The sequence below is a fragment of the Thermosipho sp. (in: thermotogales) genome, from assembly GCF_020054775.1.
Lineage (GTDB): Bacteria > Thermotogota > Thermotogae > Thermotogales > Fervidobacteriaceae > Thermosipho > Thermosipho africanus.
In genome coordinates this window covers 1-20,981 of record NZ_JAIHAP010000034.1, presented here as the reverse complement: position 1 = coordinate 20,981, position 20,981 = coordinate 1, and the positions used below count along the sequence as shown (strand labels likewise).

Below are 20,981 nucleotides of genomic sequence, written 5' to 3'. Positions count from 1 at the left end.
AAGGTTAAAAAACATGGCTCCGGTGGAATACCGAAACCATGTTGTTTGAAAAGTGTATAGTTATTTTTTTATCCGTTTCACTTTCGGGGGTAAGTCCAAGAGAGGAGGGCTTTTTTTATGAATTCTTTGATACTGGCTACACTAGCATTCGTTGGATACTGGGTGGCATATAACACATATGGAAAGTGGATATCAAAGAAGATTTTTGGTCTAAATGATAAAAACCCTGTTCCAGCAAAAGAGTTTGAAGACGGAGTTGATTTTGTTCCAACAAAAAAACATATTTTACTTGGTCACCACTTTACTACAATAGCAGGTACAGGCCCTATTGTAGGTCCTGCAATAGGTGTTATTTGGGGATGGGTTCCAGCATTTATCTGGGTGTTTTTTGGCTCTATATTCATGGGTGCAGTTCATGACTTTACTTCTCTCGTAATTTCTGCAAGACATCAAGGTAAAACCATCGGTGAATTAACAGGAAATCTTATAAATGAAAGAACAGCTAAAATATTTTTAGTGCTAATACAATTTTTGCTATGGATAGTATTAGCTGTCTTTGCTATGATAGTAGCTTTACTATTTATTATGTACCCACAATCTGTATTTCCAGTATGGATGGAAATTCCAATTGCTATGTGGTTAAGTTACATGGTTTACAACAAAGGAAAAAATGATACGTTATATTCCATAATTGCAATTATATTATTGTATGTAACAATTGCTATTGGCGTAGTGTTACCAATTAGTGGTATATCACTTCTTGGCTGGATATACATTTTAATGATCTATGTATTTATAGCCTCTACTCTGCCAGTTCACAAATTATTACAACCAAGAGATTATATAAACTCTCACGAGCTTTTAATTGCCATGGCACTATTAGTACTAGGTGTTATAATTGGACATCCTAAAATAGTTGCTCCTGCTTTCCAAACAGTTCCAGATGCACCTCCACTATTTCCAATTTTATTTATCACAATAGCATGTGGTGCTATTTCTGGATTCCACAGTTTGGCAGCTTCTGGCACAACAGTCAAGCAAATGGAAAAAGAAACAGATGCTCATTTAATTGGCTACGGTGGTATGATCCTTGAAGGTGTTTTAGCTACAATAATAATTATTGCTGTTACCGCAGGGCTTGGAATGAATGGAGGAGGAGTACAAGCATTTACATCACATTATGCATCATGGGCGACAGCAAGTGGTTTGGGTGCAAAACTAGCAGCCGTAATCAATGGCTCAGCAAATTTGATGCATTCATATGGCATACCACTAGATTTAGCAAAAACAATAATGGCAGTCTTTATAGTTTCTTTTGCAGGAACAACCATGGACTCTTCAACAAGAATTCAAAGATTTGCATTGCAAGAGTTATTCTCCAACAAAAAAGGTGAAGTAGTAGTCAAACCTTTAAAAAACAGATTTATTGCTACTGCAATAGTAATACTAGCAGCTTTAGCACTAGCATTATCAACAGGAGATGGTAAAGGTGCTTTAACATTGTGGCCAGTGTTTGGTGCATTAAATCAATTACTTGCTGCTCTAGCCCTATTAATTGGTACGGTCTATTTGGCAAAAAAGAAAAAACCATTATGGATTACAGGAATCCCTATGATATTTATGTTTATAATAACACTGTATGCAACCATATTAAATCTCAAAAAATTTATAAGCAGCGGAAATGGTCTATTAATATTCGTAACTATTTCAACACTTGTAATTGCTCTATGGATAATGATAGAAGGATTTATAGTTATCTTTAAGTCTAATAAAGAAATCGTGCCTGTGGAAGAAGAAATTTAACTAATAAAACCCCCGGATGTTAATTAAAAAGTCCGGGGGAATTTCTTTAAGTTTATCCAATTTTTTTAACTGATTTTCTAACTATAAGTTGCGGTTGAAGAATTACATTCTTTGGTATATTCGAACCTTTATTTTGTATCCTTTCAATCAACAATTGCGCCGCAGTTTGTCCCATTTCCCATCTAGGTTGCTTTATCGTTGTTAAAGGTGGAACAATATATTTAACGTAAGGTGCATCATCAAATCCTACTAAAGATATATCTTCAGGAACCTTTAACCCTTTTTCATATAGTGCACTCAAAGCTCCGATAGCTGTCCAGTCGTTAATTGTAAAAATAGCTGTAAAGTTCTTTCCATACTTTTTTAAATGTGCCATAACAGATTCATATCCAATCTCTGGTTCATATCCTTCAAACTCACTATAAAAAACTTCCACATCATCATGTTTTTTCAGAAACTTTAAAATAAAATTTTTCTATGACCATTTTCGTATAAATGATTCATGGCAATAAATGCTCCATGTTTATTATTAACGTTTACTGAATCACAGGTTATATCCTCTATGGGGTTTTCTTAGAGCTCATTGGATACGTTCCAAATACTACACAATCTGAAACAACTCTTTTGTGGCTTAGACTTTCATTTTTCCTATTCCCAGTAATTTTACTTATCCTTGGAATTATTGTTTCATTGAAATACAAGATCACACCTGAGATTCACAAACTGCTAATGAATAAATTAAAAGACTTTAGAAACGGCAAAACAGAAGTAGATGAAAATACAAAGGAAATTATCGAAAAAGTAACTGGTTACAAATATGAATCTTTGTATAAAGCTGATTGATACATTATCCCCCGAAAGGGGATTTTTTAATATCAACTTTGATTGATTAATTTCAAACATTCTTTGATTTTATATCTTCTTATATGATAAAATTATTATGTCTGTAATATGTTGGATAACATAATGTTGACCAACATAATGTTATATGAAATATAATAGTTGCGTCGGGAGGCGATTTTAATGGAATTTTATAATAGAAAAAAAGAATTGAAATTTTTTGATGAAATTAAATCTCAAAGGCAAAAAAATATTTTTATAGTCGTTTATGGAAGAAGAAGGATTGGAAAAACTACACTCGTAAGAAAAGCTTTTGAAAAAGAAGAAAATGTTTTCTATTATTTTGTAGATGTTTTAAATCCAAATAACTTGCTTGAAAAAACTAGTCTTTCGTTTTCAAGAGCTGTTTTTAAAGATTGGTATGATTTGTTTCTAGAACTTTTTGGAAAATTTGAGTTTGTCATTTTCGATGAATTTCAAAATTTCAACAAAGTTTCCCCTTCCATACTTTTTTCTCTTCAAAAAGCATGGGACGAAATTAAATACAGAAACTATAACACAAAACTCATCGTACTAGGTTCATACGTTGGACTTATGAAAAAACTATTCTACGATTACAAAATGCCACTTTTTGGAAGAAAAGATTATTTAGTAAATATTTCTGAATTTTCACTAAGCGAATCAATAAAATTACTTTTAAACTTTGGATACTCAACAAAAGAAGCATTTGAGATATACTCATTAATTGGTGGGATCCCAAGTTATCTTTTGCTTTTTAAAGAGAAAAAATCATTAAAAAATCACATTTTCGACCTTTTTTTAAAAGATTATGCTCCTTTAAAAAATGAAGGTGAAAATATCCTAGTATTAGAATTTGGAAGTGAACACAAAAGCTATTTTTCAATTCTAGAGTCAATCTCAGGTAGCCCAAAAACTATTTCCGAGATTTCAGATCTATCAAAGATTGAAAAAACCTCACTTCCACGTTATTTAAAAGAATTAGAAGAAGAATATGAAATTGTAAAATCTATCGAACCACTTTTCCCTCAAAAAAAGAGAATGAAAAAATACAAAATAAATGATTTTTATTTTGATTTCTATTTTAATTTTATACGAAAGTACATTTCAACCATAGAATTTTCTCCGGAAAAAGCGCTAGAATTAATATGGAAAAATCTTCCTCAATATTTTGGATTAAAATTTGAAACAATTTGTCAAAGATTTTTGAAAGAAACACCAGAAGTTTTAGGATTTATTCCAGAGAAAATTGGAAATACGTGGGGAAAAGTTCCTGGAAAGAAAAATGAATCATTTGATATAGACATAGTTGCATATGACTCAGAAAATGTTGTTTTTGGTGAATGCAAATGGACTAACAAAAAAGTTGGTATGGAGGATTATAAAAACTTGTTAATTAGAAGCAGCTATGTGGATTTTGGAGAGAGAAAGAAAAAATATATTCTCTTTTCAAAAGCTGGTTTTGAAAATAAATTGTTAGGTATCAAAGACTTAATTTTATTTACCCCTGAAGGTATGGTAGAAAAAAATTAAATCACATATACCATAAATACTATAAAATTCGTATTTGTTGATACTATCTTTATCTTATTTTGCATCTAAGAAAGGTAATATTTTTCTGTAACTTTTCTTGCAAGTCATTATAAAATCAAATACCAAGAGTTATAAGGATCGAGGTTTTATTTTTTAAATACTTTTAAAATTATCAGAAACAACTTTTTATATTTCATAAAAAGGAATTATTTTGACCTTTGTTTTATCCAATTTTTCTTTATGCTTAGATAGCGAATTTACGACTATGGCTTCTTTTGGTTGATACATTTGAATGAAACTTCTTAAAGCTTTTGTAATTTTAAATTTTTTTAGATTTGTATATTTAACTTCTATAGGAATATAATCTATACCTTTTCTTAAAATAAAATCAAATTCAGCTTTGTCTTTTGTTCTCCAATAATGAATAGAAAAATTGTATTTTTTTGATAAATAATAAAGATTTATATAAACAAAATTCTGAAATAAAAAACTGAAGTCATTTACATTTCCAAACTCACCAGATGCATAATTTTTTAAACCCAAATCTTTAAAATAACAAACTGGTGATTTTGTTAATTCTTTTGCTTTATTTGTGAAAAATGGTTTGATAATATACAAACTATTTTTTAACAATATATGAAATTTTAGTTATTACAACTTGACTTTTACAAAAAAAGTGTGGTAGTATTTTGTTAGATTTATTTCTTTATTTTTAGGGAGTAGAGGTGAGTAATTTGTCCATTATAATTAATCTACATAACCTTAATATATCCGAAACTTTAAAAAAACTTGCTTCACAAATATTTTTATTTTTTCAGACTTATAGTATAGAAATAGAGAAAAATATTAATATGTTTTTAGGAATATTTTTAACCGTAATATCTATACTAGTCTTTTTGAGTAATTGGACATACAACAGACTTATAGATAGAAAGATTCCTGAATATTTCGTAATAGAGCATAAATTTAAGAGAGATATAATATATTTTATTGTTAATTCCATAATTTTTATTACACTTTTAATAATTTCTAGTTTTTTAAATGCCAAAAACATTGGATTAATTATGAAATTTGTTTTAATATTTTACTTAATATTTATAATTTTATATTATCTTAAAAACTACAAGCCCGAAAAAATTATTAAAAAAATAGTATTAAATAAAAAAACAAAAGAAGAAGATATACAAAGAATGATGGAAGATTTTGTTAGATATTATGAAAGAGACTTATTTTCTTATCTTACATCTACTTTATTTAGTTATAAAGATGGCGAATATATATTAAAATGCTTACAAAACTGGAATGATAATGTTTTTAAAGAAGAAAACTTAGAAAATTTGAAAACAAATAAGCAATGGTATTTGAAAATTATTTTATCAGATTTTTTTAAAAATTATAAAAAATTTGAAAATACAGAGCAAATTGAAAATATAATCGAAGTAATTTTCGAAATGAGTTTCTATTATATTGCTAATACCCAAAACTACTCGCTTTTAAGTTTTATAAATTTTGAAGTTTCCAAAAAAAATGATCAAAAAATAATAACTAAATTTACGAAATTTTTATTAGGCTACAACAAAATATTTATTAATAAAGATAAGAATTTTATTTACATAGAAAAATTCTATGAACTTATTATGAGATTATCGCTAAAGTTCAGAAAAATTATATTATCAAATGAAGAGATTCAAAAATTTTTGATTTCTCTGATTGTAGATTTTATATTTAATTTGTATTTAAAGAAAGATAAACACGCTTTAAGTGAATATTTGGGAGAAGAAGAAAATAATATTTTCTTAATGATTATTAAGAATGTCCGTTATGATGAAAATAAGAATAATATTTTAGAAAACTTAAATCATACTAATTTTGTTAAAAAAATAATTTACAGTATATTTTTGCTAGGAGGTTACATTAAAAACCATTCAAACCACTTCTTAAATGAAGACATTAACCACCTCTTGAATAAACTTGTTCAAACCTTAGATAAAATATTTATTTACTTTAATAATAATTATTCTTTATTTGTTAGTATTACTAACGAAAAAGAATTTAGTGATTTTAAGAATTTCATAAATAATCATTTAGGAAATTATTTTATCTTACCTGAAAAACCAATCTATGGTATGGTTTATGGTGGATTTCTAGAATTAGATAGTAAAATAATAAAGAATTTTCTAGATTATTATGTTACAAATAGTCATTTTGGTAATTTAATTTTAGAAAATTTTAATAATTTCTAAATTTTCATTATTTTAAGTTATATAAAAATTATATTCATTTTATACGAAAGGAGAATACTATGCATTATATCTATAATTCGCACGAAAAAGATTTGTTTAATACGGAAGACATCATAAGAATCTTAGAATTTAATAAAAAAGATGTAGAAATACCAAAATTTGAAAATATTGAACAAATAAAGGCTGATTTTGAGGAATTTATTGAAAAGAATGGCTTAGAGGATGAAATAATTTTCGATGTTAGAAAACAAAAATTTGTAAAGGAAGAAACAGATTCAAATAGTGACTATATTAGAATTGATTCGAAATTTTTTGAAGAATTTTTTAAGACCAAAACTTCTGAAATCAGAAACGATATAATATCCAAATACATTTTAAGTGAAAATTTAAATTTTCTAATTGGAAATGGCTGTTCAAATTATGCCGGTTCGAAAGCAATTAATCAAGAAGCTAAAGAAAATAATTTAACTGAAATACTTAAAAATAACAATATTAATGATAAAAAATTAAACAAAATTTTAATAAGCATGTCTAATGAAAGACCTGAAAAAGTATTGGACAAATTAATACAGATAAGAAATTATTATAATTTGGTAGATAATGAAATTTTAAATAAAATAAATGAAATAATAAACAATTATAAAAAGCAATTTTTGGAACATTACGTTTTGAATATAAACTATTCGAAAAATCACTTTCATAAAATGTTTTTGAAAAGAATAATTTCAAGGGAAAGTCATCTAAATAAGGTAAATATTTTTACCCTTAACTATGATCTTTTAATTGAAAAAAGCGCTGAAGAGTTAGGCATTATTGTAAATAATGGTTTCTTTGGCTTTACTGTTAGAAAATTTGATCCTTCATATTACAATATTGACTATCACATTAAAGGTTTTAACAAGATAAAACCATTCAATAAATCTATAAATCTATATAAACTCCATGGTTCAATAAACTGGAAGGAAGATCCCTCTGCTGTTCCGTATGGAATAGTTGAACAACAACCAACATTTAAAGATGGGAAATTAGAAATAGAAGATTATGAGAATAAAATCATTTATCCTGTACAAACAAAAATAAAGCAATCTTTAGACTTACCATACAGTGAAATATTTAGAGCATTTGTCAACCAATTGAATTCAAAAAACTCTACATTAATAATTATTGGATACAGTTTTTATGATGACCATGTAAATGATATAATTGCAAATTCTCTTTCTAACCCAGATTTCAATCTTGTAGTTTTTTCTTATGAAAATGAAAATTCCAAAAATCTTTCACCATTTTTGAAAAATTTATATGCGCTAAGCAAGGAAGACAAGCGAATAACAATATTTAGTGGACCAATTTTGGGAAGATTTGAATATATTGTCAAATATTTAATACCTTATTATAATAATGAAAATCTTGAAGAATGTTTGTATAACACAATAATTAAATTGAAAGAAGGAAAAAACAATGTTTAATACGGATGTAAAAATAGGAAGAATAATAAAAATATCTGGAATGAAAATGTTAGTAGAAATTACCGAAAAAGAAATAATAAATAACATTCAAAACATATATGGCAATATATCTTTTCCAATATCACTAAATAAATTTGTATTCTCTTACTTGCCAAATTATAAAAAAATAATAGGAAGAATTACTGAAATTGTTGATAAAAATTTTTCTGATGATTTTCTTAATGAAAAAAATCATAAAGACGAAAAATATATTATTAAAGTAAGTTTAATTGGAATATTTGATGAATATTTGGATAGTTTTGACATAGGAGTAAATTCATTTCCTATTATAGGAAGTGAAGTTTTTGCATTACCCTCTTATATAGAAAAAAAACTATTTTCAAAGAAAAATGGAAACTATCTTGAAATTGGAAAAAGCTATAATAACTTAGAAATTACTGTAAAAGCCGATGTTGATATATTATTTGGAAAACATTTAGGCATATTTGGTAATACCGGGAGCGGAAAAACATGTACAATTGTTTCAGTAATTCAGGGTCTTAAAAATGATAGACTGAAAGTCAGTACAGAGAACGTTAATGTATCGCCTAAAATTATAATATTTGATGCCAATAACGAATATGCAAAAGCTTTTAATAGCTCTAAATATAAATATAAAATAATAAAAAAAGAAGATTTGAAATTACCTCATAGTTATTTAAGTAATACCGAATATTATAAATTTTTAAATGCTAGTGGAGGTATTCAAGCGCCCATTATTAAAGAGGCAATTTTGAATTTAAAAGAAAAAAGTAATGGAGAACATTTTATGTTTAAAAAATTACCTGATGCAATAAATGAAATAATTGATAAAAAGGCATCAAATGATTATAATCTGAATCAATGGAAAAATTGGGTTGGTCCTTTACTTAACAGAATAGAAGTAATAATTGAAGACGAAAGGTTGTATAATATTATAGAATATGATCCTCAAAAAAAAGATACCGTAACTGAAATTTTTGAAGATAATGATAACGAAGTTTTCATAATAGAAGCTGATTTTGATAAAGATGAACTAGATATTATTATTTTTCTTTTTAGTAAAATCTTATACAAATTAAAAACTAAAAAGAATTTAGAAAATCAAAAGAATATAATATTATTATTAGAAGAAGCTCATCGATACATAAACGAAGAAGATAAAAATGATTACAAGTTGGGAAGTTACTATGTAGAAAGATTAGCAAGAGAAGGCAGAAAATTCGGGATAAGTTTGATAATTTCAAGTCAAAGGCCTTCAGAATTATCAAAAACTGTGGTATCTCAATGTAATTCATATATAATTCATAGACTCACAAATAAAAATGATTTAGAACTTGTCAATAGATTATTAGGAATAAGTTATAAAGAATTACTTGATATAGTTCCTGTTCTTGAAAAACAGTATGCTTTAGTATTAGGTGAAGCATTCACTATGCCAGATATTGTCAAGATTTTTGATGCTAATCCGTTACCAGAAAGTCATGATCCTAAAGTGTTGGAAAGTTGGAAAATTTAAAACATCAAAAGCTAATAAACCATCAATTTAAAAGTAATTATAGAACGTAATATGAAAGGAAAATTAAAAATGGACAATATTTTAAATTATTGTATCAACGACATCAAGTATAGAAAAGAAATGTTAATAAAGTCTTGGAAAATTGGGGAAGCATACATAAAATTTTCTGAACTTAGAGCTTTAATTTTCTCACTTGGAAGTTCAATGGATATTTTGAGAAATTCAATTTTTAATGAATATCCAAGTAACAAACAAAAAAAGTATTTTACCGATATTTTTGTAAATGAAAAAATAAGAGATGAGTTTGAGATTTATATTAGAGAAAAATTTGATGAAGGAATCATTGAAAATATTAAAAATTGTGTTGAAAATCTTGGAAAGATTTTATTAAGTAAAAAAATCGAAGGATTTGATAGTCCATTTGCTTTGAGAGGAGAAAAAGGTAAAAAATTTTCAGTATGGGATATTTATAATTCACTGAAACATAGTTTTTATCCAAAAGAATCTCCTATTTTAGCTTATTTTATAGACTCACTAGCGGGGTATAAAGGCGAATTAATTATTGAAATTTTTGATTTTAAAACTAATAAAAAATATTACATTCATTTCTTTGGTGATTATATCTTTCCAGAAGGATACGAAGACAAAGAAAAAGAGGGGACAAATAGATTCTTAGAATTTATGCTATTACTGGTAGATAAAATATTAGAAAATCTTGAGAAACTTAATTTGCTAATTGCTCAATGTAAAGAATAATTAAAACAAAACTAAGAAAGTATAACTTTTGTATTCACTTGAAAAATATAAAGTTTTATAACAGTCAGTGTATATAGAACATTGAAACATAAAGGTTTGTCGTTTAAATTTTTTAAAAATTTTTTAGATGTATACTTTTAGATTTACCAAAGACAAGATTAGAGAATTCATATACTAGTTTGTAGTAGAATAATGCTTTTACTTTTAGTAGATAATTCTTAAAAAGCTTTTTTGAACTTTTCTTGAAAATTCAAAAAAATCAAATTAAAAAGTATCAATTTAACTGGAATGTTTGTTAATTTTAATGTTTTTTGTTATAATACTAATTAGAATTAGTATAATTATGGTTAGTATAATTGTATTTAGTTATATTAAAATGGGTGGTGATATTATTTTTATAAATCGATTTGAAGAAAAGAAATTACTCAATGAAATACTTACCTCTTCCAAAAAAGAAGTTTTCATATTATACGGAAGAAGGCGTGTTGGAAAAAGTGCTTTGTTAAAAGAAGTTTCCAAAAATAAAAAAACTCTATTTTATACTGCTAGAAAAATATCAAAAACTGAACAATTAAATATTTTTTCTAGAAGTGTTGGAAATTTTTTAAATATGGGAAATATAAGATTTGAAAATTGGGAAGATGCTTTTAGAACCTTATTTAATTACTCAAAAAGAGAAAATATAGTCATCATTCTCGATGAATTTCAATATCTTGCAGAAAAAAATGAAGAGATAATTTCTATTCTTCAAATTTTACTAGATGAGTTAGATGATTCTAAAATTAAACTTATTCTTTGCGGTTCAAGTATAAATTTTATGGAAGGAATATTAAATTATAAAAATCCATTATATGGAAGAAAAACTGGGAGTTTAAAATTAAATCCCATTTCTTTTGAAAATTTAAAACTTTTCATACCAGAGTATAATTATCACCAATTAATTGAAACCTATTCAATAGTTGGAGGTATCCCCTATTATCTAACTTTATGGAATGGAAAAACAGATATATTTTCAAACATTGAAAATTTATTTTTAAAACTTGGTGCGCCATTAAAAGAAGAACCATATTTTATTTTGTATCAAGAACTAAGAGAACCTGCAATCTATCAATCAATACTTGAAGCTCTTGCAAGTGGTAGAAATAAAATCAATGAAATTACATCATTTATTGGAGAAAATGATTCTAGAAAAATACAACCGTATTTGAAATCACTCATTAACTTAAAACTGATAAAAAGAATTACTCCCGCACTTTTAAAAAATCCGCATAGAACAAAAAATTTCTTGTACGTTATTGACGATCAGCTGTTTAGATTCTGTTATAGATATATTTTCCCATACAAAGAAAGCGTAGATTTAAACGAATATGAAAACGTTTTGAATTTAATTGAAAATGATTTTTCACAATATGTTTCATTTGAGTTTGAAAAGCAAAGTGTAAATTACTTAAAAAGGCGTTTTAATTTAATTGAAGCGGGAAAATTTTGGAAAAAAGATGTTGAAATAGATATGTTAGGAAAAGACAAAGAAGGAAAAATATATGCTGCTGAAATAAAATGGCGAAATAAAAAGATGAATATAAAAGATTTTTATAATTTGAAAAACAAGGTCGAGAAAATAGCATTGAATGTAGACTATTTTATTTTAGTTTCAAAAAGTGGTTTTGAAGAAAATCTTTCTGAAATAGATGATAATGTATACTTTATTGAATTTAGCAAAGAAAAAGGTTGGAAAGATTGGCACGGTGTAAAAAGATAACAAATTCTTGTTTTACCAGGGGCATCTAATAGCTGTAATTTAGATTTTCTATGGTCTTGTATAATTTCAAAAAGTTATTAGGAGTATAAATTATTAAACCTTTACTTTTCTCTCAATAACACATTTCTATACTCGCTAATTATCCTACTGTCAGCACATATTAATAGTTTTTCTAAAAGAACTAAATTCAAAATTTTAGTGGGAAGGCTTTCAGCTTTTAATATTCCAAAATATTACATTAGTATTAACAACTACCTTCACCTCGCTCCTCATCAATTACTTTGTCTATTTCCTTGTCACTGATTTTATCTAACCCTTTTTGTTTTGAAATAAGCCTCATTTTTTCAACGGCTCTCATAGCTTTTACCTGCCTAAATGCTGCTAAAGTACTCTCAATATCGTTTTCGATACGGATAACAATTGCTTTTGGCTTCCCATTTGAAGTAATAATTGTTTCATTTTCTTTCCATAAAATAGCAGGGTTAGAACGTATTTCTTTGCTTCTTACATAGCGTATTTTACTCATAATATCACCTCCAATATCTTACTTTAGGTCATACCATATTTTATATTTTAATCAAAATATGAGTAATTCTTGTTTTTTAAAGTTCAAAATAAATTTTGCATAAAATAAAATTTAATCAACTAATAGAAAATAAAATGCATTTATTAACAATTTTGTGCAATGAAAAACGCACGTGTATCAAACTTAAGTTATAAAACTAATTTATTAGAAATATTTGATACGATATATAATTTTACTTTTTGAAAATCATGAAAAAGAATTGAATAAGATTTAGCTACAGAAGATGAATATTAGTTTTAAATGCATTAAAATGCAAAATTTTATCTTTGAAGATACAAATCTTAAGATTTATCATGTACTTAAATTAAAATGATTAATCTTACCACAAAAAGCCAAGTACCCACAACGGAATTTTATTTTTGATTGGAATATCAAGATCATCTCTTATCACAAAATCTGAATTTTTCAGCTTTTTATTTTTACCACCAACTTCTATTTTATAATTATCGAATATGAAGTCCCCATCCCTTTCATTTTTAATTGAATAGATTTTTCCTATTTCTTTTAAAGCAAAAACCACAAATGCTTCTCTAAAATTACCAATTTCACCATCAAAAATATGGTAAAATGATGGATCAGAAAGAAATATTTTATCCCCTTTTGTATTAACTTTAAAATTCCCCTTTCTGTTCACTATATTTATAAGTCCTGACTCTTGCAGAACATATAGTATTTCGTATAATTTTTGCTTTCCAACGTTCCATTCTCTGCACATGGATTCAACATTAACCGTTGGAATTTTTGAATAAATTAAATAGCTAATAATAGCCCACATTAATCTTAGATGGTTATCTCTAATAGTTTCTAGAAAATATGGGATATCACTATAAATTGTCTTTTCAAGAACATTTTTCATTTTTTCTGAAAAATTTCCTTCAATATAAAAAGGACGAGTTCCTGAAGTTGAATAATTTTTAAAATATTTCAAAATCTCCACATCCTTGGTTAACGAAATAACATATTCTCTGTCAAAATCAAATGGTGAAGAAATTTTATTAAATTTTTTTCCAGTTTCAAAGTATAAATACTCTCTAAAAGATAATAACGGTAGTTTTACTTTAACAAATCTTCTTGAAAGGTCAGAAATTCCTTTCCTTAAAATAATGCTACTACTATCACTTATCCAGATTTTTTTATTTGGGAAAGAATCATACAACGATTTTATTTGAATGCTCCAGTTGTTTAAATAATGGACTTCATCAACAATTAATCCGTTAACCCCTTCTTGAAAAACACTTTCACCAAGATCGTAAAGTGAAATTTGTGAAAACAGTGGATCGTCTCCTGAAACATAAAATAGATTATTTTTTTTTGCACTCATTAACAAATAAGTTGTCTTACCTACGCCCCTTGGACCATATATTAATAATCCTCTTTCATTTTCAAATTTTTCAATATTTTCAAAATAAAGTCTTTTTTTATTAGGAAGAAAATTAATCATCCTTTCTTTTTTCTCTTCAAATTTTTCAAGTATTTCTACTTTTTTCATATTTTTACCCCCATTAATTCGTTCTATCACAAAACTATTATACCATATTATAGTTTTATAATAAAACGTTATATAGGCTTAATGTTAAATATCGTTTTATAATAAAACGATATAATTCGAAAAACGTTTTAAAATAGAACGATTATTTATGTATGAATAAAACTTTTGAAAAATTGTATAAAAGAGCTTTATATTGTCAAAGATTAATAAAACAGCAATTTTCATACCGGTCTAAGAATTTATTTCTTGTAGCTTTCCCTCTATGTTTTTTTATCATCATATTAATCAATTAAATTAGAGAATTACAATTAATTTTTCATTTTTAGTCAATACACTGACTAAATTAGGCCCAATTTGGTCAGTGAATTGACTATATGCCATAATATAACTTTTTCAGGAGGTGAAAATATGGATTTTTCATATGTCTATAGCCAAAATCCATGGTGGGAAGATAGCAAATCAATATATCTTGATGTACATATAAGAAAATTTGAAAAAAGTAAATTTAAGTACATACCTTGTTTTATGAAAAATTAAAAAAATTACAAGAATGGTATCTACATATTAAAAGGTCCAAGGCAGATTGGAAAAACAACAGTATTAAAACTTCTCATCAAAGATCTTTTTGAAAAAAATGTTAATCCATCAAATATCCTTTATGTAACCCTTGATTTAATAAGCAGCAAGAATGAACTTACACAAATTCTAATTGATTATTTTTCCATTAAAAACAACATAAAAGAAAAAAAGTATTTGTTCCTTGATGAAATTTCAAGTGTAAATAACTGGCAAAAATCAATTAAATATTTATATGATACAGGAAGACTAGAAAATGCATTTGTAGTATTAACTGGCTCTTCTTCATATGATCTGAAAAAATCTTCCGAAAGGCTTCCTGGAAGAAGGGAATTGGGGAAAGATATAGTGTATTTACCAGTTTCTTTTAAGGAGTATATTAATCAAAATCATAACATCGACTTCAGTACAAATTGGAAGATTTATTTGAAATGAGTGAAAAAGAGTTAAAAACATTAAATCTAAAACTTACAAGGTTCAAAGAAGATTTTAAAACATACATTAATACTGGAGGGTTTCCAAAAGTAATTAACGATTTTTTTGAAAATAACTCTATATCTGAAGAAACTTTAAATACATATACAAACTACTTGTATGTTGATATTGAACGATTTAATCGCTCAAGGTTAATATTAAATCAACTGCTTTTTAAGATTCCAGGTTTAATACCTGGAATTCTCTTTATAATGAAATTGAAGGAACTGGCTCGAAAAATACAATTGAGGATTACTTTACCTTACTAAGTATGAATTTTCTTTTTGGGATTTTGTTTTTCTATGACTTTTCTAAAAAAACAATTAAACCCAAAAAACAAAAAAAAGATTTATCTCATAGATTTAATTTTAACATTGTTATAGAAAAAATTACTAACACCCAAATTAAATTTCCTGCAAAAATTGAACAGATTGTCTTTACCCACCTTTTAAAATACTCAAAAGATTTACCTGAGGGATTAATGTTATACAACGGACCATATTTTTGGTACTCTCAGAAAGGAAAGGAAATTGATTTCTTAATTAATCTAAAAAGTGACATTATTCCAATAGAAGTTAAATTTCAAAACAACATTTCTCCTTCTGACTACTTAACAATGAAAAAAGTATTTCAAAAAGGTATTTTAATAACAAAAAATATTGTATGTAAAAAGGATAATGTAGTAGCACTTCCAATTGAATCGTTTTTGCTTATTACGTAAAATTTCAGAACCGTATTTTTATAATTATAGTTTAAACTATAATAGTTTAAACTATAATATTTTTTACAATAATATGGTATAATGTTTTTGAGGTGATATTATGAAATTTGTTGATAGAATTGACGAAATAAAATTCTTAGAAAAAGAGTATAAGAGAAAAACTTCTTCCTTTATAGTATTGTATGGCAGAAGAAGAGTGGGAAAGACAAGACTTATAAAAGAATTTATCAAAAACAAAGATAGTGTATATTTTTTGGCAACCGAGGAAAGCGAAGCAGAAAATATTAAAACATTCCAAAATATCCTCTATTCAAAATATAAAATTCCACTGCTTGATAATAACAAATTATTAAGCTGGAATGACCTTTTTTACATAATTTCAACCTTAAAATTAGAGAAAAAACTAATCATAGTGATAGATGAATTCCAGTATTTATTAAAGTCTAACAAAGGCTTTTCATCTATTTTGCAAAAATCATGGGATGAATATTTGAAGGATAAAAGTATAATGTTAATTATCTCTGGATCAGCACTTTCTATGATAAAAAGAGAAGTTCTTTCATATTCAAGTCCACTATACGGAAGAAGAACTAGTCAAATGAATCTTAAGCCAATTAAATTTAAATATTTCAAAGAGTTTTTTGAAAATAAAAATATTGACTTAATAAAACTCTATTCTTTAACAGGAGGAATTCCAAAATATGTAGAAATATTAGAATTAAAAGAGAATATATATGACACTATTAAAGAGAATTTTTTAAACGTTAATTCTTATCTATTCGAAGAACCCTATTTTTTGCTAGAAAAAGAGTTAAAAGATATAGGCTCATATTTTTCAATAATAAAGGCCATCGCAAACGGAAATAACAAACTCTCAAAAATTTCAACAAGCCTTGGCATAAAGCAAACATCCCTAAGTTATTACCTAAACAATCTAATCGAGCTCGATATATTGGAAAGAGAAGTTCCAATTTTAGAAAAAAATCCACAGACAAGTAAAAAAGGGATATATAAAATAAAAGATAATTTTTTAAATTTTTGGTTTAAGTTTATATATCCGTATAAAAGTTATATAGAAATTGGAAACATTGACTTTGTTATGAACATAATAAAAAAATCCTTTATTGAAAGACATGTAAGCTTTATATACGAAGATATTAGTAAAGAAAAATTGATAGATTTAAATTTAAATGATAAATTACCAGTAAAATTATCAAAAATTGGAAGATGGTGGGACAAAAACTTAGAAATTGATATTGTAGGAGTAGACAGAGAAAATAAACCAATTCTTTTTGGAGAGTGTAAATACACAAAAAAACCAGTAGATTTAGACGTGTATTATGCTTTGGTAGAAAAATCAAAAAAACTTTTAAAAGATAACAATCAGAATAATTTGTATTTTGCTTTCTTTTCCTATAATGGATATACAAAAAATTTTATAGATAAAGTAAAAAAGGAAAAAAATATACTTATTTTTGAAGGAGATTTATCCGAAAATAATTAAGATTTAGCAAGGTAAAAAAGCTAGCGATTTTTGAAATTTAAAACTAAATATATTCTCTAAAAGACCTAACAAAATCATTAAAAAATTTCTTTATATCCTCCCACTTTTCTTCAACTTCTCTAAAATCTTTATTTTTTTCTGCATCTTCAAAATAAACTAAAGCTTTAAGAAAAATAAGAGGATTATATCCTTTATACTTAGTCTCAAGCATTGAAACTAGCTCCTTGATAGTCCATTTATGGATATTAATTAAAAACCAAAGATCATAGAAATCTTTTTTTAGTCCTCTTTGAGCTATAGCACTCATTTTCATACATGCAATATCTTCATCACTTGCCAAATAAAGCTTTCCAACTTTATCAGGTTGCTTTAAAAGCGGGTATTTATATTCAAACAACGAAATCTTAATATCATCTAACTCAAATATAAGAGTCTGAGGATCTTTATAAGCAAATGCTACGTTCAGTTTACTGTATATTGTGTTTTCATATACATTTGAAAAATCTTTATCTGGAAAAAGAAAGAAGTCAAAATCAAGGGATGGTCTATGATCATACTTTAACAGAAGGCAAGTTCCACCTGCAAGGTAAAAATCATGGAAAATTTCTAAGCGCAAAATCTTTTCTAAAACTTTCTTTTGATTTTCTTCTAATTTCTTCATTAGAAACCTCCAAAATAACTTTCCAAAAACTTCTATCTTTACCATTAAACCTATGGAGATTGCTTAAAAAAATCTCCTTCAACTCATCTTCTTTATATTTATTTAGAAGCTCACTAAAATCTTCAAGATTACCCAATACCATTTTTCTAATTATTGTTTCTGTTCCAAAACAATAATCCCATATAAAATTCATAATACCATCTCCAATATTATTATACCATAAAAATCCTCCTTAAGCGCTTTTTTAAACAAGATTTGTCAATTTGAAACATAAATAAAAAATATTACCTAATTTTTGTATACATCCTGTAAGTATCTATACTTAATATACCTTGTGAATATTTATCAGTGGTGAAACTATTTTTTGAAAGAGATTTATCTGAAAAGTTATAAAGTTTTAACAAGGTAAAAAAACTAACTAATTTTAAATCTAAAACCAAATATATCCTTTAATTATAACACCCCGTTCTTATTCCATTTCTCAAACTCCATCTTTTTTATTCAATTTTTCTAGAAAGCACTACAGCTTCTTCTACTAAAATTGCCAAATTTTAGAATAACTTATTCACTCAACGAAAATTTTGATATATTCATTTCACAAAAAGTGCAAATGTCAAAATTTATCGTAGCAATAGTTGAAACATCTAAAAATATTAAACAAAAGTGTCGTTGTTTATCGAATATATTAGACAAAAGCGTGCGCTTTTATCGAATGTGGTCGAAAAAACAGAACAGTTTGTGTTAGAATTTTATTGAAATACAATACAAAAAGGGGATGATTAAAATGAATTTTGATGATTTATACATAATGAACCCCTGGTGGAAACTTAAAAATGAAGTTTATAACGATAAACACATAGTTTCATTTGAAAAGAGTAAATTCAAGTATTATCCAGAAAAATTATTTAGAGAAATAGATTTATCAAATCCTGGTATATACACGTTAAGAGGTCCCAGGCAAATAGGAAAAACTACATTTTTAAAGCTTTTAACAAAAAAACTCATTGAAAATAACACAAATCCATTAAATATATTTTATCTAACATGTGATGGTTTAAAAAACAGACTTGAATTAACAGAAATTCTCAAAGTTTATTTTCAAACGTACAACACATCTAAAAAAGATATGAAATATATTTTTCTAGATGAAGTAACATCAATAGAAGATTGGCAATATTCAATAAAGTATTTGGTAGATATTGGGATTTTGGATAACTCTTTGCTAATTCTTACAGGTTCATCTGCATACGATTTAAAAAGCTCAAGCGAAAGACTTCCTGGAAGAAAGGGGTATGGAAAAGATTTAGTTTATCTTCCAATAAATTTCAGAGAATTTTTAAAAAGCTTAAATGTTGAAATTGAAAAAAAAGATATTGAAGAAATTTTATCTTCGACAGAAGAAGAATTAAAAACATTACAATTTAAATACTCATTTATTCAAGAATATTTTCTAAAATATGTAAATTGTGGTGGCTTTCCCAAAATTATTGATGAATTTTTTGATACTGGAACAATTAGTGAGTTAACAAGAAAAATTTACAAAGATTTTGTATTGGGAGATGCAGAAAAATACATAAAATCAAGAACGAACATTATAGAAATTTTCAAAAAAATTCCAGATATAATAGGGCAAAGATTTTCTTGGAATTCTTTGAAAGAACATTTAAATGGTCTTTTTGAAAGCGTTGATACAGTTCAAAAATACTTTGGATATTTTGGATACAGCTTTATCTTTTCAACTGTTTTCTTTGTAGATATTTACAAAAAAACTATAAAGCCAAAAAAACAAAAGAAAATTTATCCTTTGGACAATATCGTAAATTTAGTAATTTACGACTTGACCGGAAAAGAAATAGGACTGCCTCAACGCATTGAAATGTTAATCCTTAACCACATTTTAAAAAATGAAGACGTAGTTGATAATGGTTTAAACTTATACCACGGCCCCTTTTTTTGGTATTCCGATCGCGGTAACGAAATTGATTTTGTTTTTGACTACAAAGGAAAATTAATTCCCATTGAGGTTAAATATCAAAATAAGATAAATAAATTTGATTATTTTGGCATGAAAAAAGTTTTTAAAAAAGGGATTTTAATAACTAAAGATAAAGTTTTTAAAGATGAAAATATAGTTGGAATTCCTGCATGGTTATTTTTTGCTATTAAAGAGTAAAAATGATTTTGGATTTCGGCATCTTACAAGATTGACCAGATTAACTTTTGTGCAAAGACATAGCCATCAAACAATTTTTCTTTTGTCACAACTAAATACATATTTTCTACAGTTGTCACATTGTCACAAAATATGATATAATGACTTTAGAGGTGATCAATCTGGAAAATAAAAAACTTAAATATATAGTTGAAGCATTGTTTGACAAACCTATTGATGAGAAAGAGCTTTTAGTAAACAGAAAAAAAGAACTTGAACATTTAAATAAAATCGCATATTTTCAACCTATGGGGATCTTTGGAGTATGCGGTGAAACCGGTGTTGGAAAAACAACTACATTAAACTTTATTAATGCAGAAAATGCAAAAAGGCTATATATACTAATTACTGAAAAAGACTCTAAGGAAGTAATAATAGGTGATTTTCTATACAAACTTTCTCTTTTACAGATAAATTCAAAAAATAAAAAGGTTAGAAAATTAGCAACTGAGGCAAGAGATTTTATATTGAACGAAATGAGTTACAATACCTCATACGGCGGGGGAGTTAATTTTGCTGCCAACGTTTCATATGAAAAATCAATAAACAATAAAAAGAGGTTTAATATTTATTCAGTTAAAGAACACATTGACAATCTCTTATCTTTGCTAATTGAAGAATACGGCAAAGTATTGATCATAGTCGATGAGTTAGATAAGGAAAAGAAAGAAGAAGTTTTAAATATTTTAGATTCTCTGAAAAGTGTTTTGTTTAAAGAAAATATAATAACAATTGTTTCACTGCCATTTTCTATATACAGAGAATATTCAAACGATAGAATGAGATGGAATGAAAGTGGTAAT

21 protein-coding genes are annotated in these 20,981 nt (G+C 26.3%); 15 read left to right on the top strand and 6 right to left on the bottom strand.

Annotated features, from left to right (window positions below):
• The first annotated feature begins 117 nt into the window (after positions 1 to 117).
• Positions 118 to 1,803, top strand: coding sequence for a carbon starvation CstA family protein (locus JG780_RS06870; RefSeq protein ID WP_287569759.1), 1,686 nt, complete (start codon positions 118 to 120; stop codon positions 1,801 to 1,803).
• A gap of 52 nt (positions 1,804 to 1,855) precedes the next feature.
• Here the strand turns inward: JG780_RS06870 and JG780_RS06865 are convergent, their stop codons facing one another.
• Positions 1,856 to 2,239 (bottom strand): substrate-binding domain-containing protein, encoded by a 384-nt coding sequence (locus JG780_RS06865; RefSeq protein WP_287569757.1) that lies wholly within the window; start codon positions 2,237 to 2,239, stop codon positions 1,856 to 1,858.
• Positions 2,240 to 2,427: 188 nt separating this feature from the next.
• Between JG780_RS06865 and JG780_RS06860 the strand changes: the two genes are divergently transcribed.
• Together JG780_RS06860 and JG780_RS06855 are read left to right on the top strand one after the other, a co-directional pair.
• Positions 2,428 to 2,646, top strand: coding sequence for a hypothetical protein (locus JG780_RS06860; RefSeq protein WP_287569755.1), 219 nt, complete (start codon positions 2,428 to 2,430; stop codon positions 2,644 to 2,646).
• A gap of 180 nt (positions 2,647 to 2,826) precedes the next feature.
• The gene (locus tag JG780_RS06855) at positions 2,827 to 4,194 is read left to right on the top strand and encodes an ATP-binding protein (protein ID WP_287569753.1); all 1,368 of its coding nucleotides are present in this window, start codon (positions 2,827 to 2,829) and stop codon (positions 4,192 to 4,194) included.
• A 186-nt stretch (positions 4,195 to 4,380) separates the two neighbouring features.
• Here the strand turns inward: JG780_RS06855 and JG780_RS06850 are convergent, their stop codons facing one another.
• Positions 4,381 to 4,827 (bottom strand): DUF4143 domain-containing protein, encoded by a 447-nt coding sequence (locus tag JG780_RS06850; RefSeq protein WP_287569751.1) that lies wholly within the window; start codon positions 4,825 to 4,827, stop codon positions 4,381 to 4,383.
• A 101-nt stretch (positions 4,828 to 4,928) separates the two neighbouring features.
• On the opposite strand from JG780_RS06850, the gene JG780_RS06845 reads away from it, so the two are divergent.
• The 5 genes from JG780_RS06845 to JG780_RS06825 all read left to right on the top strand — a co-directional run bounded on the left by JG780_RS06845 (position 4,929) and on the right by JG780_RS06825 (position 11,955).
• On the top strand, positions 4,929 to 6,437 hold the full coding sequence (locus JG780_RS06845; protein WP_287569749.1) for a hypothetical protein: 1,509 nt from the start codon (positions 4,929 to 4,931) through the stop codon (positions 6,435 to 6,437).
• Between the two features lie 59 nt (positions 6,438 to 6,496).
• On the top strand, positions 6,497 to 7,903 hold the full coding sequence (locus JG780_RS06840; RefSeq protein ID WP_287569747.1) for an SIR2 family protein: 1,407 nt from the start codon (positions 6,497 to 6,499) through the stop codon (positions 7,901 to 7,903).
• Positions 7,896 to 9,440, top strand: a complete 1,545-nt coding sequence (locus tag JG780_RS06835) for an ATP-binding protein (RefSeq protein ID WP_287569744.1) — start codon at positions 7,896 to 7,898, stop codon at positions 9,438 to 9,440. The genes JG780_RS06840 and JG780_RS06835 overlap by 8 nt, the downstream gene beginning before the upstream one ends.
• A 51-nt stretch (positions 9,441 to 9,491) precedes the next feature.
• Positions 9,492 to 10,196 (top strand): hypothetical protein, encoded by a 705-nt coding sequence (locus JG780_RS06830; protein WP_287569743.1) that lies wholly within the window; start codon positions 9,492 to 9,494, stop codon positions 10,194 to 10,196.
• Between the two features lie 304 nt (positions 10,197 to 10,500).
• Positions 10,501 to 11,955: an ATP-binding protein gene (locus JG780_RS06825; protein WP_287569741.1), complete on the top strand. Its 1,455-nt coding sequence runs from the start codon at positions 10,501 to 10,503 to the stop codon at positions 11,953 to 11,955.
• Between the two features lie 244 nt (positions 11,956 to 12,199).
• On the opposite strand, the gene JG780_RS06820 is transcribed toward JG780_RS06825, so the two are convergent.
• Positions 12,200 to 12,481 carry a hypothetical protein gene (locus JG780_RS06820; protein ID WP_287569739.1) on the bottom strand — a complete coding sequence of 94 codons (282 nt, stop codon included), beginning with the start codon at positions 12,479 to 12,481 and terminating at the stop codon, positions 12,200 to 12,202.
• Between the two features lie 379 nt (positions 12,482 to 12,860).
• A complete protein-coding gene (locus tag JG780_RS06815; protein ID WP_287569738.1) occupies positions 12,861 to 14,030 on the bottom strand; it encodes an ATP-binding protein in 1,170 nt (389 codons plus the stop codon).
• A gap of 408 nt (positions 14,031 to 14,438) precedes the next feature.
• Between JG780_RS06815 and JG780_RS06810 the strand changes: the two genes are divergently transcribed.
• The 5 genes from JG780_RS06810 to JG780_RS06790 all read left to right on the top strand — a co-directional run bounded on the left by JG780_RS06810 (position 14,439) and on the right by JG780_RS06790 (position 17,305).
• Positions 14,439 to 14,567, top strand: coding sequence for a hypothetical protein (locus tag JG780_RS06810; protein ID WP_258167435.1), 129 nt, complete (start codon positions 14,439 to 14,441; stop codon positions 14,565 to 14,567).
• Between the two features lie 18 nt (positions 14,568 to 14,585).
• Positions 14,586 to 15,041: an ATP-binding protein gene (locus tag JG780_RS06805; RefSeq protein ID WP_353844453.1), complete on the top strand. Its 456-nt coding sequence runs from the start codon at positions 14,586 to 14,588 to the stop codon at positions 15,039 to 15,041.
• Positions 15,020 to 15,349, top strand: coding sequence for a hypothetical protein (locus JG780_RS06800; protein WP_287569736.1), 330 nt, complete (start codon positions 15,020 to 15,022; stop codon positions 15,347 to 15,349). The genes JG780_RS06805 and JG780_RS06800 overlap by 22 nt, the downstream gene beginning before the upstream one ends.
• Before the next feature lie 2 nt (positions 15,350 to 15,351).
• Entirely contained in the window at positions 15,352 to 15,801 is a 450-nt protein-coding gene (locus JG780_RS06795; protein ID WP_049750523.1) for a DUF4143 domain-containing protein, read from the top strand.
• Between the two features lie 100 nt (positions 15,802 to 15,901).
• On the top strand, positions 15,902 to 17,305 hold the full coding sequence (locus JG780_RS06790; RefSeq protein WP_287569734.1) for an ATP-binding protein: 1,404 nt from the start codon (positions 15,902 to 15,904) through the stop codon (positions 17,303 to 17,305).
• A gap of 43 nt (positions 17,306 to 17,348) precedes the next feature.
• On the opposite strand, the gene JG780_RS06785 is transcribed toward JG780_RS06790, so the two are convergent.
• Positions 17,349 to 17,966, bottom strand: a complete 618-nt coding sequence (locus tag JG780_RS06785; protein ID WP_287569731.1) for a nucleotidyl transferase AbiEii/AbiGii toxin family protein — start codon at positions 17,964 to 17,966, stop codon at positions 17,349 to 17,351.
• Positions 17,899 to 18,159: a hypothetical protein gene (locus tag JG780_RS06780; RefSeq protein WP_004104379.1), complete on the bottom strand. Its 261-nt coding sequence runs from the start codon at positions 18,157 to 18,159 to the stop codon at positions 17,899 to 17,901. Before JG780_RS06780 ends, JG780_RS06785 begins: the two co-directional genes overlap by 68 nt.
• Before the next feature lie 591 nt (positions 18,160 to 18,750).
• Here JG780_RS06780 and JG780_RS06775 point away from each other — a divergent pair.
• Together JG780_RS06775 and JG780_RS06770 are read left to right on the top strand one after the other, a co-directional pair.
• Positions 18,751 to 20,139: an ATP-binding protein gene (locus JG780_RS06775; protein ID WP_287569729.1), complete on the top strand. Its 1,389-nt coding sequence runs from the start codon at positions 18,751 to 18,753 to the stop codon at positions 20,137 to 20,139.
• 152 nt (positions 20,140 to 20,291) lie between these two features.
• The coding region (locus tag JG780_RS06770) for a P-loop NTPase fold protein (protein WP_287569727.1) at positions 20,292 to 20,981 on the top strand (690 nt) is incomplete at its 3' end.

Bases quoted from the DNA above. Each gene is read 5' to 3' on its own strand.
- JG780_RS06825 (WP_287569741.1), top strand. From the start codon at position 10,501: ATGTTTTTTGTTATAATACTAATTAGAATTAGTATAATTATGGTTAGT.
- JG780_RS06855 (WP_287569753.1), top strand. From the start codon at position 2,827: ATGGAATTTTATAATAGAAAAAAAGAATTGAAATTTTTTGATGAAATT.
- JG780_RS06835 (WP_287569744.1), top strand. From the start codon at position 7,896: ATGTTTAATACGGATGTAAAAATAGGAAGAATAATAAAAATATCTGGA.
- JG780_RS06780 (WP_004104379.1), bottom strand. From the start codon at position 18,159: ATGAATTTTATATGGGATTATTGTTTTGGAACAGAAACAATAATTAGA.
- JG780_RS06790 (WP_287569734.1), top strand. From the start codon at position 15,902: ATGAAATTTGTTGATAGAATTGACGAAATAAAATTCTTAGAAAAAGAG.
- JG780_RS06775 (WP_287569729.1), top strand. From the start codon at position 18,751: ATGAATTTTGATGATTTATACATAATGAACCCCTGGTGGAAACTTAAA.
- JG780_RS06785 (WP_287569731.1), bottom strand. From the start codon at position 17,966: ATGAAGAAATTAGAAGAAAATCAAAAGAAAGTTTTAGAAAAGATTTTG.
- JG780_RS06830 (WP_287569743.1), top strand. From the start codon at position 9,492: ATGAAAGGAAAATTAAAAATGGACAATATTTTAAATTATTGTATCAAC.
- JG780_RS06815 (WP_287569738.1), bottom strand. From the start codon at position 14,030: ATGAAAAAAGTAGAAATACTTGAAAAATTTGAAGAGAAAAAAGAAAGG.
- JG780_RS06840 (WP_287569747.1), top strand. From the start codon at position 6,497: ATGCATTATATCTATAATTCGCACGAAAAAGATTTGTTTAATACGGAA.
- JG780_RS06810 (WP_258167435.1), top strand. From the start codon at position 14,439: ATGGATTTTTCATATGTCTATAGCCAAAATCCATGGTGGGAAGATAGC.
- JG780_RS06870 (WP_287569759.1), top strand. From the start codon at position 118: ATGAATTCTTTGATACTGGCTACACTAGCATTCGTTGGATACTGGGTG.
- JG780_RS06820 (WP_287569739.1), bottom strand. From the start codon at position 12,481: ATGAGTAAAATACGCTATGTAAGAAGCAAAGAAATACGTTCTAACCCT.
- JG780_RS06795 (WP_049750523.1), top strand. From the start codon at position 15,352: ATGAATTTTCTTTTTGGGATTTTGTTTTTCTATGACTTTTCTAAAAAA.